This window comes from Larkinella harenae, from assembly GCF_054780515.1.
The window spans coordinates 1,334,846-1,350,894 of the sequence record NZ_BAAGWE010000001.1 but is presented as its reverse complement, the minus strand read 5'-3'; the positions used below and the strand labels follow the sequence as shown (position 1 = coordinate 1,350,894).

The 16,049-nt window shown below is 53.5% G+C and carries 7 protein-coding genes; 1 reads left to right on the top strand and 6 read right to left on the bottom strand.

The window, feature by feature from the left end; genetic code table 11:
- Window positions 1–58: 58 nt before the first annotated feature.
- From ACYVH9_RS05435 to ACYVH9_RS05415, 5 genes are all read right to left on the bottom strand, one after another.
- Window positions 59–3,520 (bottom strand): VCBS repeat-containing protein, encoded by a 3,462-nt coding sequence (locus ACYVH9_RS05435; RefSeq protein WP_460635281.1) that lies wholly within the window; start codon window positions 3,518–3,520, stop codon window positions 59–61.
- 104 nt (window positions 3,521–3,624) lie between these two features.
- Complete coding sequence (locus tag ACYVH9_RS05430) at window positions 3,625–5,157, bottom strand: RagB/SusD family nutrient uptake outer membrane protein (protein ID WP_460635280.1); 1,533 nt, start codon at window positions 5,155–5,157, stop codon at window positions 3,625–3,627.
- A gap of 47 nt (window positions 5,158–5,204) precedes the next feature.
- On the bottom strand, window positions 5,205–8,729 hold the full coding sequence (locus ACYVH9_RS05425) for a SusC/RagA family TonB-linked outer membrane protein (RefSeq protein ID WP_460635279.1): 3,525 nt from the start codon (window positions 8,727–8,729) through the stop codon (window positions 5,205–5,207).
- Window positions 8,730–8,739: 10 nt separating this feature from the next.
- Window positions 8,740–9,720, bottom strand: coding sequence for a FecR domain-containing protein (locus ACYVH9_RS05420; RefSeq protein ID WP_460635278.1), 981 nt, complete (start codon window positions 9,718–9,720; stop codon window positions 8,740–8,742).
- Window positions 9,721–9,804: 84 nt separating this feature from the next.
- Window positions 9,805–10,422 carry an RNA polymerase sigma-70 factor gene (locus ACYVH9_RS05415; protein ID WP_460635277.1) on the bottom strand — a complete coding sequence of 206 codons (618 nt, stop codon included), beginning with the start codon at window positions 10,420–10,422 and terminating at the stop codon, window positions 9,805–9,807.
- 265 nt (window positions 10,423–10,687) lie between these two features.
- Here ACYVH9_RS05415 and ACYVH9_RS05410 point away from each other — a divergent pair, with 265 nt between their 5' ends.
- The gene (locus tag ACYVH9_RS05410) at window positions 10,688–14,524 is read left to right on the top strand and encodes a PVC-type heme-binding CxxCH protein (RefSeq protein ID WP_460635276.1); all 3,837 of its coding nucleotides are present in this window, start codon (window positions 10,688–10,690) and stop codon (window positions 14,522–14,524) included.
- 16 nt (window positions 14,525–14,540) lie between these two features.
- On the opposite strand, the gene ACYVH9_RS05405 is transcribed toward ACYVH9_RS05410, so the two are convergent.
- The gene (locus ACYVH9_RS05405; protein WP_460635275.1) at window positions 14,541–16,049 is read right to left on the bottom strand and encodes a glycosyl hydrolase; all 1,509 of its coding nucleotides are present in this window, start codon (window positions 16,047–16,049) and stop codon (window positions 14,541–14,543) included.

The window sequence follows — 16,049 nt, the reverse complement described above, 5'->3', positions numbered from 1 at the left end:
GTTTTCTTTTTTCAACTTTTTATTCTCCGCAGAAATTCCTTCTCTGTCCAGAACATATTTATTTTCGACCGGGCACCCGCCGATTAAATTGCAGCCCCTGGCCATTCACCGCCGTCACAATCAGCGTATCCAACCCTTTTCCCGTCAATAAAACCGACCGCCGGGCATCCCCCGAAACCCGAAAACCGCTCTCGCGGGGCATCAACGGCTTGAAATTTCCGTGCCCATCGCCCAGCAACACGAGCCCCAGCGACGCATCCTGCCGCCCCATATTGACTTCATTCGGGTAAAAATTGCCGGTCAGAACCGCATCCAGCTTGCCATCATAGTTAAAATCCTGAACCGTAATGCCAAAAACCGGCGCCTGCTGCGCCATGCGTGGCAGGGGCGTCATTTTAAATTCTCCGTTGCCCAGATTTTCGATGTAAGCGCTTTGTAAGTAGGTTGCTTCGGCCTGGTAAGCGCCGTCAAGTTCGTCTTTCGACAACAAATCGTCGAAGGTCACCCTGGCATAATCGGCATACCGCTGGTATTTTCGCCGGAATTGAATTACCTGCTGGTTAAGCGCGTCACGCGGCATTGCCGGATAACGCACTCCGTTGATAAAATAGCCCATCAACGGATCAAACGTTCCATCGCCGTTGAAATCTTTGGCTACAATCTTAATCGGTTCTTTTTCCGTGGCCCGATAAAGTGTGTTCAACCCCTCGTTTCCGGCGATGTAATCCAGATCACCGTCGTTGTCGAAATCGCCCTCCGCCAGCGTGTTCCACCAACCCTGAGACTGCGTCAAGGAGCGACTGCGTGACTGCGTGAATACGCGAACAGCGGGTTGTGCACTTTTCGTGTTCTGAAGCAGTGTTATCGGCATCCATTCGCCAGCCAGCAACAGATCCGGATAACCGTCGCGGTCGGGGTCGGTCCAGAGCGCCGAACAAACCAGGCCAGCTTTCAGAAGAGACGGACAGAGCTGGGCCGTAACATCGACAAAACGGCCAACACCGTTTTTACTGTCGTTCCGCAGCAAATAGCTCCGGGCCGGAAATGGGTACTGACCGGGAATTTGCCGACCGCCTACAAACAGATCCAAATCCCCATCCCGGTCGAAATCAGCCGCTATGACGCAGGAACCGCTGCCCGATACATCCGGCAGAATACCGGTTGGAGCCGGACTGAACTCCCCCCGACCATCGTTCAGGTACAACCGATCCTGGTAAAATTCCTTGTCCGATGCGGGCCGCTCACACCCTCCGGCCACCACGTATAAATCCAAATCCTTGTCGCCGTCGGCGTCGAACAGCAACGCTGCGGTATCATTGCGCTTCGGATGCCCGGGAAGCGGTTTTCTAACAAAGCCGCCCGACGGTGTTCGCAGCAGCAAACCGGCTTCGCTTCCCCGGTATGTTCCTCCCACAAAGCAATCCGGCAAACCGTCGCCGTTTACATCACCGGTAGCCAGCGCGAAACCGCTACGCGACAGCATTTTGTGCAGCGCAGCGGTTTGTTTAAAATCCACGAAATCCGAAGAACGGTGTTGAAAATCCAGCGCAACCAATTCCGTTATATTGTCAAACAACGGTTTTTCGGGAGCAATCCGGGGTTGTCTATTTTGCTTTTGCGCCTGGACCAGACGAACCGTCAGCCGTTGGTTCGGCTTGACGTGGTACTGCCGTTCCGACGCCCCGCCGGGCCATTCCACCAGCAACGAATCCACGACCGACGAGGCCCCCAGCCCAAAATGCAGCAACGGTTCTACCGACGATTGAAAACCGCGCACCGTTGCCAGCTCAGCATATTGCATCTGCCCCCCAGCCCACAGCGTCACCCGGGTGCCAATTCCCTGGCGGTTGCCCGGGCCGCCTTCCAGCCTGAGCGAAAGATAGTGAGTCTGATTTTGTTGCCGGGCTTGATTCTGGTACACCAGGGCTTCTGAATCCACGGTATTCACGACCAGATCCAGATCCCCGTCGCCGTCCAGGTCAGCATAAGCGGCTCCGTTGGAATACGAAAGATCGTTCAGTCCCCAGGCTTGCGAAACGTCCGTAAACGTCAGATCGCCCGCGTTCCGGTAGGCATAGTTGGGTACTTTTACCTCCGGCACCTTCTGCATCAGTTCCTCGCGCTTTTCCTTCTGAAATTCCGTTGTTCCAAAACCGGAAAACTCCTCCGTAAATGAGATAAAATCCCGGTCGGTTACGTCCCGGCGGTAGCCGTTGGTGATGTACAGGTCTTTCCGACCATCGTTGTCATAATCGGCCAGCAGAGCCGACCAGCTCCAGTCGGTTTTCGCAACGCCCGCCAGCAACCCAATTTCACTGAAAAGCGGCAGGGATGCAGCCGGGAGAGCATCGGCGGTTTGGTGTGGTTTTACCCGATCCCCCGTGCCCTCAGCGCCCAGTCCCAGCTGCAACGAATTGCGCATGTACTGCATCTGGTAGCGATACGGTTCGGCAATGCTGAGTTCTTTGCGGTCGTAGTCCTGGCCAGCGAGCATCTTCTTCTGACGGGCGTTGTCCTCCGGCAACATATCGAGCTGGAAAAGATCAGGCAACCCGTCGTTGTTGAAGTCGGCCGCATCGACGCCCATCCCGTAAAGGCTGGTGTGAGCCGTTGCCTGCCGGATTACATTCGTGAATGTGGGGCTTTCGGGTGAACTTTTGCCGTTATTCAGGTACAAAATATCGCTGCTGATGAAATCATTCGAGCAGTAAATGTCGGGGTAACCGTCTTTGTTGAAATCACTGATCACCAGCCCCAGCCCCAGCCCTTCGTAAACGATGCCAGCCTGTTTCGAAACATCCTTAAAAACCGGATGCCCCTGCGGGCCGGGACCTTCGTTGCGGTATAGCTTGCCGGTGCTCGGGTACGAACCGTCGTTGATCGGCACCCGCAGGTAATTCGGATTTTGCAGATCAGGACCGGTGTTGAGCAGAAAGGCGTCCAGATCCCCATCGAGGTCATAATCAAAGAAAGCGGTTTGGGTGGTATAAGCAGCCTCCGCCAAACCGTACTCCCGTGCCATTTCCCGAAAAACCGGCGTCCCATTTTTGACGCCCTGATTGATGAACAGCAGGTTTTCGGACTGAGACATGGCGGGATGTTTGGCCACGCTTACGTAAATATCCAGCCAGCCATCGCCATTCACGTCGGCCATCGAAACGCCCGTACACCAGCGGTTGGTGGTTAGGCCGGCGGCTTCGGTCCTTTCCTCGAATTTCCACGCGTGCGTGGTGGTATCGATGCGATTGAGGTACAACCGACCGCTTACCTGATTACCGCCAAAGAACACGTCCGGTTTCCCATCGTTATCGACATCCCCAATGGCTACCCCACCTCCGTTGTAAAAATTGGTAAACGTAAAGGCGTTCAACCGGTCGGTTTGCTGGAGGGTATTGGCAAATGTGATTCCGGTTTGGTCAGACGGTATCCGCTCGAACAGGACTTTGTCCGAGTGCCGACACGCCACAAAAACAACCGGAATAAGCAAAACGAGCCGGTACAAAAAAGAGGAAGAATGCATGGGTATCACGGGCAATAACGGCTTATAGAAAGCTAATAAAGCGAGGAATCGACGGTTTTTCACCATCGTTCCTCGCTTCGGACTGTCACAACTGATTCCGCCGATCAATAGCCGGGATTCTGGTCGGCCTGTTCGATTTTCGGATTGTTATCTATTTCCTGCTGCGGAATGGGCAACAACTCGTGTCGGCCTTTCTGGAAGTACGTAAACGGCTCCGTTTTCAGTTTGTTCGCTTTGCGCCAGCGCAGGATGTCGCGGTTACGAATCTGCTCCCCGCCCAGTTCCACACGCCGTTCGTGCACGATGGCATTAAACACCTGATCTTTCGTGCTAACGGGGTAAGCCGCCGTCGGATAAGGCGGCATGTTGACGCTCTTCCGCGCCCGGACCTGATTGAGGTATTTGACCGCTTCGGCCGTGTTGCCCAGCTCGTTTTCCACCTCGGCCATCGCCAGCAACGTTTCGGCGTAACGCATAATCCGCTGGTTAATTCCACCCGTCAGATACGACTGATCGGTTTTGTACATCAGCGAAAATTTCCGCCAGCTGACCCGCAGGGTTTGTCCATCCACCACCGATGAGTTTCCGTTCTGAGCGGCATCCGTCAGGGTGTTTTTGTCGTTATTGTATTTATCACCCGTCACATAAAACGATTTTGCAAACCGGGGATCGCGGCCCGTAGCGGTTTTTTCGAATTCGTTCAGCAGGCTATTGGAAGGAATAACGTTCCGCCAGCCAATGGCCGAGTACTCCTGCGTGCGCACGGTTTCGGTGCCAGCCGTTGCGCCGTTCCCGTCCGCATCCCAGTTGTAGTTCCCACCCGCCGGGAAGAAGTTGATTTCCCAGATCGATTCCTTATTGAATTCCGTTTCCTCCAGGAAGTTGTCCGAATACTCGTCCACCAGACTGTAGACCCCCGAGGTAATGATTTTTTGCAGCTCGGTTTTGGCATTGGTGTAATCCGCCTGTTGCAGGTACACCCGCGCCAGCAGCATCTGGGCAGCCCCTTTCGTGGCCCGGCCCAGGTTGTCGGCATTGTAAGTTGTCGGCAACGCTTCCTGAGCGGCTTTCAGATCCGCGATGATGAAATCGTACACCTCTTTTTCGGGCGAACGCGGCAACGAACCTTCCACCGTGGTTACGTAGTTTTTGTACAAAGGAACCCCGCCCCATACCGTAACGAGATCGAAGTAGGCCCAGGCCCGCAGAAAACGGGCTTCGCCCAGCAGACGAGCTTTCTCGGCCGCCGGAATATCCGCGACCTTTTCGGACAGATCAAGTGTGGCATTGGCCCGGTGAATCAGCCGGTAAAAGCCCGCCCAGACGGCGTTTGCTACGCCATTATCCGTCGAATAGCTTCCAATCAACAACTGATTACGGGCAGTTTCGAGCTGTCCGCCCCCAGACGATACATCATCACTTCGCAGATCATGCAGAAAAAACCACTCCCGCGAAGTGAGGGCATTGGATTTCGCCAGCGCATAGACGGCATTGACGGCACTCGACAATTCCGCTCCATTTTTATAGAAATTATCGACGGTTACGCCGTTGGGATTCAGTTTGTCCAGATCACTCTCCTGGCATCCCACCATGAGGCCCAGGAAGAGTACACCGGATAAAAGAAATTTATTTTTCATATGAAATCTTCGTTAATACGGTTCAGCAAAATAGTCATCGGTTCGAATCAAAAGCCTATGTTCAGGCCGATCAGCAACGTGCGCGGCTGTGGATACTGTCCGTAGTCGATCCCGTTGGTCAGCAATTTGCTGGCATCGCCCGCCGTTCCGTTCACGCCAATTTCCGGATCAAGACCGGTGTACTTCGTAAAAGTCAACAGGTTTTGCGACGATACATAAATACGAGCTTTAGTTAACGTATTGACTGTCAACCGGCTCAGCACACTAGCCGGAATGGTATAGCCGATGCTCAGGTTTTTTATCCGCATGTACGAGCCACTTTCGATAAAACGATCGGACGTCCGGCTGTTATTATTCGGATCCCCGCTAATTGCCCGCGGAACATCCGTATTCGTGTTGGTTGGTGTCCAGGCATCGAGCGCATCCTTCCCGGCGTTGAACAACCGCAACATGCCCTGCTCAATTACTTTCGTACCGTTATAGATTTTGTTTCCGTAAACACCCTGTAGATAAAGCGTCAGGTCGAAGCCTTTGTAATTCGCCCCAAAATTGACCCCGTAGCTAAACTTGGGAATGTAGCTGCCGAGGTAAACCCGGTCGCTGGCGTCGATTTTCCCATCCCCATTAATGTCTTTGAACTTGATGTCACCCGCAGAGGTGTTTTTGGTTGGGTCATGAGCCTCACGGTTTTCGGGCCGGGATTGGGGCAGCGGTGAGTTATACACCTCATCCACCGATTGGTAAATTCCCTCCACCAAATAACCGTAGAATGACTGAATGGGATGTCCCGCTTCGGTTTTGGTAATATCCCCTCCGCCAAAATCGTCGTTCCGGCCCGAGTAAATGGCCGCGCTGGGAGTTGCCAGACTCAGCACCCGGTTGCGGGTAATGTCCATGTTTGCGGATACATTCCAGCGGAAATCACTTTCGTTCTGGCTGTAACCCACCTGAAACTCATAGCCCCAGTTTTTCATGCTGCCAATGTTGGCCAGGGGCGACGACGAATACCCGATGGAGTTCGGAATGGGAACGTTCAGGAGTAACCCGTCGGTTTGCCGGTTGTAGACTTCGCCGGTGAACGTCAGCTTGTTGCTGAAAAGGCCCAGGTCAACCCCTAAGTTGGTCATCGTGGTTGTCTCCCATTTCAGGGCGGTGTTTCCCAGGGCACCGAAATACGAGCCTAATACCCGGTTGGCACCGAAAACATAATTGGTGTTGTCGGCCGACACTAGCGACTGCCAGGCGTAATTTCCGATTCCGTTGAACCCAGTCTGCCCGTAGCTGGCCCGGATTTTCAGCTCGGAGATCGACGGCACCGCCTTCAGGAATTCCTCTTCACTGACCCGCCAGCCCAACGAAGCCGATGGGAAGGTTCCCCACTTGTTGCCCGGCGCAAACCGCGATGACCCATCCCGGCGCACCGATCCACTGATGAGGTATTTCCCGGCAAATTCGTAGTTGACCCGTCCGATGTACGAAATCAGGCTGCTTTCTTCCAGACTGCTCGTGACACCGGGATTCGAGATACCCTGCAACACGTAGATGTCATTGTTGGGCCGAAAACCGTTTCCATTCAGACTTGAGCTGCGAAAGCTTTGTTTCTCCACCACCGCCGTGGCATTGATATAATGCTTGCCAAACGTCTTATCAAATGTTAATTGATTGGTCAGGATAGGCGAGTAAAAAGACGACCGGTTGTCCTGAAGGTCAGCTTGCAGACGGCTCTTGTATCCATCGTTATAAATCGGATAGATGTTTTGAGCAATGTTGGTCACCACGTCCGCCCCGAAGCTAAACCGGTATTTCAGAAAATCCGTGAATTTGATTTCAGCAAACAGGGTTCCCAGCAATTTGATCCGCTGGTTGTAGCTTTGATCCTGCAGGGCAAGCCGAACCGGGTTGTCGGGATCTGTCCCGTCGGCAGCTGTTGGGGAGCTGTAACCACCCACTTTCGTCGGGTCCGAAACCGGCCAGTAAGGCAGGTTGCGAATGGCCTGCATCACCGCTGTCCGTCCTCCGCCAAAGCCCTGCTCGGTACGCGATTTGTCGTACGAAATCATCAAGGTCTGCCCAAACGACAGGAATTTATTGATTTGATGATCTGAGTTCAGCCGGACGTTGCCTCGTTTGTAGTTCGTTCCGATCAGAATCCCTTCCTGATCAAAATAACCAGCCGACGCAAAAAAGCGCGACACGTTGTTACCACCCGATACCGAAATCTGGTGCTGCTGAATCGGCGCAGTCCGGAACATAACATCCTGCCAGTTGGTCTCGGTTTGGGCAAATGTCTGCGAAGCGCCCTCGTAAATCGGCGTATTCAGATTGCTCAGCCGGGCGGGCATGGCAATACCGGCATTTCCCAGCAAAGCCGTTGCGTACTGAATATATTCCTGCGTATTGAGCAGATCCAGTTTTCGCCAGGCACTCTGCGTTCCAAAATACGTATCCAGGTTGACATGCAGTTTGCCGTCTTTCGAGCCTTTTTTCGTCGAGATGATGACCACCCCGTTCGAAGCGCGCGATCCGTAAATCGCGGCCGCACTGGCGTCTTTCAATACTTCCAGCGACTCAATGTCTTTGGGATCGAGGTTGTTCAGATCGCCCGACGGAACGCCGTCAATTACGTACAGCGGTCCCGATGCGTAGTTGATGGAGCCAATTCCCCGAATCCGGACAATCGGTGCCTGACCCGGGCTGCCATTGTTGACCACCCGCACCCCCGGAACCCGGCCCTGCATCGCTGATTCGGCACTGATCACCGGCAATGCCGTCAGATCCTTGGGTGTAACCGATGAAACAGCTCCGGTTACCGACGCCCGTTTCTGCGTTCCGTACCCCACTACAACAACCTCTTCCAGCGCGCGTTCGTCCTGCACCAGCGATACGTTAACGACAGTCCGATTGTTCACCGCAACTTCCTTGGAAGCATACCCCACAAAACTGAAAACCAGGGTTGAATTGGCAGGAACGTTGAGCGTAAACTCGCCTTCACCGTTGGTGGTCGTGCCCCGCGTTGTTCCTTTGATCACCACGCTAACCCCCGGTAACCCTTCACCGTTGGCGTCGGTCACCTTACCCCGAACGTCTTCCAGTAAACGATCCGCCGATAGCGTTGTATACCCGATTCGTTCCAGTCGCATAATGTTGATATCCGCAGACGTAACCGGCTCATCGCCCATCTGTGGCTCGAAAGCTTTCCTTTCAATCTGACTGACCTTCCGGAAAAGACGACTGCCTTTTTCCTTGCTGGCCAAAATGACGTAGAAGTTAGCCTGAATCTTTTCAAACGTCAACCCCTTATCGGTCAACAGGTTCGACAGCGCTTCTTCCACGGTTCGCTCCCGGTAGCTGTTCAATACAACTTTCGTATCAACCAGATCGGTCCGGTAGATAAAGGATACCCGGTATTGCTTTTCCAATTCCGACAGAGCCGTCCGAAGCGTAACAAGCGGTGCGCCCGAACTCTTGGGCTGCTGCCTGATCGGGTGGGCATTCGAGGCAATCATCTGAGCATGGGTCGGCAAGGTACCAACCAGGAGCAAGCCCCACAGAAACAATACTATTTTTTTCATGCTATAGAGGTTATTCAATTACAATATGGTTGGCATTACGGGTAATTTTCAGATCAAACAGGCCAGAAAGGCCCTTTAAAATCGTATCCGCATTTTTACCGGGAACGGTTCCCGTTACTTTCTGGCGTTGCAAATCGCGGTCGTGAATTTCCACTTCCAGGCCGTAGGTATCTTTCAGCAACTCGGCGATTTCGGCCAGAGTGGTTCCTTCAAAAACCAGTTTGTTGGTGCGCCAGGACGATTGGGTGTGTACGTTCACCCGTTTCTTGTAAAAAGCTTTCGTCTGCGTATCGGCGTAAAACATTTCACCCGGCTGCATTACGAGGTGATTGTTCAATTGATCCGCAACCTGCATCTGAATTCGACCCTCGTTGAGCACTACTTTCGTTTTCGTTTGCCGGGTGTACACATTGAAGCGTGTCCCCAATACTTCTACATTCATTTTGGCGGGCAAGTGCACCCGAAACCGCTGGTGATTTTTGGTGTGCACAACCTCGAAAAACGCTTCACCTTCCACCCAAACCTCACGGGGCGTATCGGTTTGCCAGTCTTTCAGGTAGCGAATCGAGGTGTTACCATTCAGGGTCACGACCGATTGGTCGGGCAAGACCACCCGGCGGGTTTCGCCGAAATCGGTTTGCTGGGTAATGACTTCGGGCGTAACAAGCTGCCGGTAAAAAAAGAAGCTTCCTGCGGCCAGCAGTAGCACGCCAATGCTGGCGGCAACCATCCAGCGCCAGGGGGATCTCAACGGTCGGACCGGAACATCCGGACTCGCTTTTTTAGCGGCCCTGATGCGGCTGAAAAGCCGTTGGGCATCCTGCCGTTCCGTCGCATTGAGCGGAAAGTCGTTTAAGTCCTTGAGATCGACATCAAGCAGTTGTTGCAGCTGGCGCTGGCCATCGGCAGACGCCAGATGCAATAAAACCGCTTGGGCTTCTTCAGGCGTGCATTCGTTGCGCACGTACTTCTGTAGAAGATCTGGATTCATCAATAGATAGTAGGAATAGGTCTATTCATTCCTAAATAGATACACAATTCGAAGCAGCCGGTATTACTGAAGTAAGAAAAAATATTACGAGAGCAGAAAATAAAGGAAGAAAGGGAGAATGCCCTCCAGATCGGCGTGTTTGTTCAGGTATTCTTTTATAAACTTGGTGGCCTGGGAAAACTGCACTTTGACGGTATTAACCGAAACCGATAGCTGACTGGCGACCTCTTCATTGTTCAGGCCGTTGAAGACGCGCAAACGAAATACTTTCTCGCGTTGTGGTGTGAGCCCCTGCATTCCTTTTTCCAGAATTTCGCCGTATTCCTGCCACTGAAACATGTTGCTGGTGGTGTCTTCGCCCCGGTGTTCTTCTACCTCGTAGGAAAGGTACTCCCAGATGTCCTGGTGGTGATCACGGATCACGTTCAGAACATGGTTTTTCATGGAAATCGAGAGAAAGTTCTTGATCGCGTAAGCCTCGTTAAGCATTTCGCGATGATCCCAGAGTTTCAGGAAGATTTCCTGAACGGCATCTTCTGCCAGGTCAGCATTTTTCAGGAATTTAATGCCAATGGCGTAGAGGTGTTTGTAATACCGGTAGAAGATTTCCTCAAAAGCAGCTTCATCGCCGGTTTTTAACCGCCGGGCAATCTCCTTTTCAGCGTCCTGGTCTAACCGAATGGGTAGTTTTCGAATCCGCATGAACTGGTTTTTGAGTAATTTTCAATGAATAGAGATAACTATTTTATTAAGTAGCTAATGTAGGAATTAAAACCGTACGATTCCAATAAAAAATTTCCTTAAACCTAACTATTTCCAGAAATACTTTCGTAGTTGGGTCCTATTTTAACATTGTCGGGCTTTTTTAATCTCCGCCTTCCCTATGGATATTTCCTCTCTTTGCCGTAAGTAGTTGTGATTACCGTCGGCACTTTAGTACAAAACTGGTATGACCTCCTGAACCGATATGAGATTCGTTTCCCTCTTTCTTAGCCTGTTCGTACTGGGCTTCGGCAGTATTTTTCTGTACTCGGCCTATACCCTTCCGGGCGAACCACCCGGCGCGGCCCAAAAACTACAACTCCGACACGACCCCAAAACCGGTACCCTGTCCGTCTTTCGCGTTGGCGGCAAAACGCCAATTCTGGTTCAGAACGCAAAACCAGATTTTCGCCCCTATATACACCCCATCACAGCCCCCGACGGCAAGGGCGTGCTGACCGAATACAGTCCCGGCCACCATAAACACCAGACGGGGTTGTACTGGGGCTTTACGCGGGTCAATGGCCGGGATTACTTCCACCATCCGGAAGGTGATTACTGGCGCCGGGTTTCGGCCAGCGTTGTTCAGGCCACCGGTAACGAAGTAAAATGGCAGACGGTTTACGACTTGCTGGATGAGAAAGGCACAGCGGTTTTGACCGAAACCCAGAACTGGTCGATGCGCGAAAAAGACGGTAAATTCCTGCTGGACCTGGAATGGAAAGGTAAAGCTAATACCGAAGTTACCATCGGCAAGTATAACTACGGCGGTTTGTTCCTGCGGATGCCCTGGCACAAAGGCATTAAAGGCGAGGTTGTAAATGCAGCTCGACAGCGGAACGAAAAAGCGGAAGGCCAGCGTGCCATGTGGGTGGATGTTGGTATGCAGGTGGAAGGCCGTAATGATCTGGCCCATATCGCCATTTTCGACCACCCGGACAACAAAGGCTATCCGCAAACCTGGCGTGTAGACGATCAGATGGGTATTGGCCCGGCCCGGGCTCGGAACGGCGACTGGAAAATTGAAAAAGGCGATACCGAAGTCATTCGCCATCAATTGGTAGTCTATACCGGCGAACTGAATGACCTTAAACTGACCCAAAACTGGAGCGAATTCAGCGGCAATACCTCGATGTACAATACGTCGACGCTTTGGGGGCTGGCCCAGAAAGAAGGCTTGGAAGCCAAATTCCTGACGCCCGAAGAAGCCGTTAAAAGCATGACCATCAAGGATGGGTACCAGGTAAACGCCTGGGCTTCAGAACCCATGATAACGCAGCCGATGGCCTTTTGCTGGGACGACCGCGGGCGGTTGTGGGTGGCCGAAAACCGGGATTACGAGTCGCGCGGACACGGTTTTTCCAAAGCCGGTAACAGCCGGATTCTGATTCTGGAAGATACCAACCACGACGGCGTGGCCGACAGCCAGAAGGTCTTTCTCGACAGCATTCCGTTTCCGGCTGCGATGGCCGTGGGCTTTGACGGATTGTTTCTGGGCGCACCGCCCAACCTGCTCTTTGTGCCGGATCGCAACGGCGACGACAAAGCTGACGTGAAGGACATTGAAGTCCGGCTGACGGGCTGGGGCATTCGCGACCGGCACGAAACGCTGAATAGCCTACACTGGGGGCCCGATGGCTGGCTCTACGGATTGCAGGGTTTTGCCACGCCGTCGAAAGTGCGCAAACCGAACGGAAAAGGCAAACTGTACAAACATAACGACCCATTTCCCGAAGACATATTGCAGGGCGAAGGCACTGACATCAACGGGGGTGTCTGGCGGTATCATCCGATCAAAGACCGGTTTGAAGTGGTTGCACACGGTTTCAGCAATCCGTGGGGCATCGATTACAACGCCAAGGGGCAACTCGTGATGACGGCCTGCGTCATTCCGCACCTCTGGCATGTGATTCCGGGCGGTATTTACCACCGGCAGGGTGGGCAGCACTTCAATCCGTACGTCTACGAAGACATTAAAACCATCGCCGACCACAGCCACCGCTCGGCCCACGGCGGAGCACGGGTGTACCAGTCTGATGCCTTTCCCTCTTCCGAACAAGGGCGGCTTTTCATGGCGAATATTCACGAACACGCCATCTTATCGGATATTCTGGAGCCCAAAGGGTCGGGGTACGTCGGGCACCACGGCGACGACTTTTTGCAGGCTAATAACGCGCAGTGGGTCGGTTTTAGCGTAGAAATCGGTCCGGATGGCGGCCTTTATGTACTGGACTGGCACGACGCCGATATTTGCGGCAAGGAAGTTCTGAACGGCGAAACCGGACGTATTTTCCGGGTTATGCCCAAAAACTCGCTGGCCGAGAACTGGACCGGGCGGTATTCGGATTTGAACAAAATGAACGACGCCCAACTGGTCAGCCTGCAAACGTCAAAAAGCGACTGGCACGCCCGGCGCGCCCGGATCATCCTGCAAAACCGGGCTACCAAAGGCAAGCTGAACGGCCCGATCCACGCGCAGCTCCGGCAACTTTTCGAAACAAATGCAAACGCTGATTACCGGCTGCGGGCCTTGTGGGCACTGCACATCACCGGCGGTTTTAAAGAACCAGAACTCGTGAAAGCCCTGGACGACAACGATCCGTATATCCGGGCCTGGGCCGTTCAGTTGTTGTGCGAAGACCGTTCGGCATCTTCGGCGGCCCAGGAAAAATTTGTAAAAATGGCCCGCGAGGATCAATCGGCGGTGGTGCGGCTCTACCTGGCGTCGGCCCTCCAGCGGGTCAACACCGAAACAGCCTGGAAAATCGCCGGTGAGCTGATACAGCACGGTGAGGATAAAGGAGATCACAACCTGCCGAAAATGATCTGGTACGGTTTTGAGCCGCTTGTCAAACAAAATCCTGAACGCGCACTGGCGCTGACGGCCCGTTGCGAAATTCCGATGCTGGCCCGGTTTGTCGCCCGCCGAACGGTGGATGCCGACCAAACATCGACCCTCATCACGGCCCTCGGCAAATCCTCCAAAAACCAGATCAGCCTGTTGGAAGGAATGCGCGACGGACTGGAAGGCCGCTCGGATTTGACAGCCCCCGCCAACTGGAAAACCGTATACGCCCAATTAAAAGTCAACCCAAAAACCGCTTCGCTTGCCCACCAGGTGGCTGGGCAATTTGGCGATACCGAAACCGCCCGGCAGGCCATGGTGACGCTAAAAAACACGAAGGCACCCCTCGACCAGCGGCAAAAGGCCCTGAAAGCCATCGCCAGTCGGCAACGCCCGGAACTACGGACGGAATTTCCTGCCTTATTGAACGAACCAAATTTGCGCACCGAAGCCATTCGGGCCATTGCCGGTTACGACCAGGAATCGTTGGGCGAGTTGCTGCTGAAACGCTATTCAACATTTAGCCCGGCCGACAAATTGCAGGTCGTTCAGACCATGTCCTCACGCCCGAAATACGGCTGGCAATTGACGCAGGCGCTGAAAAATAACCTCATTCCGAAACGAGACGTACCAACCTACGCAGCCCGGCAACTCCTGCGCGTCGTCGGCAGCGGTTTTGTGGAAGTCTGGGGGCCAATTGAGCAAAACGGCATCGATGAGAAAGCGTATAACCGGTATCAGAAATTGCTTTCCGACCGGGCGTTGCTGGCGGCCAACACCACCAAAGGCCGGCTGGTTTTCCAGCGTACCTGCGGACCGTGCCACAAGATGTACGGTGAAGGCGGCATTATCGGGCCGGATATTACGGGGTCCAACCGGACCAACCTGGATTACCTGCTCAGCAATATTCTGGACCCGAGTGGAGAGATTCAGGACGATTATAAAATGGTGGTCATTACCACGCGCAACGGGCGAACTTACACGGGTAATGTTGCCGGCGAAAATGAACGTCAGGTTACGCTGCGGGTGGTCGGGCAAGACCCCGTGGTGCTAAACAAATCCGAGATTCAGTCCCGCGAGGTGACGCCCAACTCTATGATGCCCACCGGCTTGCTCGATGGCTTGACGGAAAGCGAAATTATTGACCTGGTGGCCTTTCTGCGCACCAATGAACCGGTCAAACAGGCTAAAAAATAACTAGGTTGGTACGGTTTCACCGATGGGATGAAACCGTACCTCCGTTTCCGGTCCACGAACGCCAGTCGGGCAGCTCATCGCGGGTGATTACATCCTTGTCGGTATAAACGGCTTTCAGTTTCTCAACAGGCTGTTTTTTGATATGGTCATCACCCGTCCAAACCGAAAACCACGACCACCAGATGCCCAGGTCACGCCTTTTGACCGGGTCGAGCAAATTCCCCGTTTCTGTTAGCGCCACCATTTTTTTTCCATTGAAAAGCGCCTGGGTATTGCTCCAGTTGCCGCTCAGGCTGGCCGTTGCGTCGGTGTAAATATCAAGCCCCACCATATCAACATACGAATCGCCGGGGTACCAATCGGGATGAATCGAATCGGTTCCGGCATACACCCAGATCAGGTTGTGCAGCTGGTGGTGATTCGTCAGCCGGTCGTACAGCAGTCGCCAAAGTTCCTTGAAAGGTTCCGGTCCTTTGGCCCCCCACCAGAACCAGCTGCCGGGTGTTTCGTGCAACGGTCGCCAGAGCACGGGTACGTCGGCGGTCTGGAATTTCTTCAGTTCACCGGCAATTACGTCGATATCACGGAGCAGCAACTGGTACCGTTCGCCCGGTTTATCGGCTAAAACCGCTGCCAGGTCGAAGGTAGTAGCCCGGGTATAAAAACCGCTCCACCAGAGCTTATCGGGTTCTTCGTCGATCAGATCCATCGGCGCGTTCCAGTGCCAGAGCAGGCTGACAATACCGCGCCCCTCTCCTTTTTTCGCCCAGGCAATGCAGGCTTCGCTGGAACGTTGAGGCATAACGCCACGCTGCACCCGGCTAGGAGAATACTCCATCAGATCGAACGACCCAATGGCGGGTTCCTTACCGGTTTTTTCCAGAATATATTCCACATCGTCCTGCTGCCCTGAAAGTACTTTGGAGCCGTATTGATCGATCAGGTACGAAAATAGGGCGCGGGTTGAAGCCGTTGCGCGGGTATCGATGAGGGTTCTGGGCGGTTTGGCCGGTGGAAGAACCGTCGCCGGAGTCAGCCGCACATAATCGATGTAAAAATGGCCCCAACCCCGAAAAAAGGCTACGGTATTCTGTCCGTTCTGTAGACGGAACATTCCCAGCTTTGCCGAACTAAACCCGGAACTGGTTTGCCGGAGTGTACCGCTTCCCTTTTCATCGTTTACCTGAAAATCCACCCCTTTGTCGCCAGTAGGAGACGAGTAGCCGACCCATACTTCATACAAACCCGCAGGGGCGTTAACCATGAGCGTAAGTTTGTCGGTGGCTTCATCGAAGCCCGTCACGTAACCCGTTCCCGAAAAACCGGCTATTGCCGTGGACGTTTGAAGGCCGATCATCGTGCCGGTTTCGGCTTCGACCTGAACGGTTTTGGGTTCTGTAGGGATTGGATTGGGGGTTGATTTGGGAGCCGACGCGCACCCCAGTAAACCCAGTAGAAAGAAAGGAAACAGCCGTCGACGTACCTTGAATCTGTCCAGGCGGTTGTTCCAGAAAAGAAGCTCCAT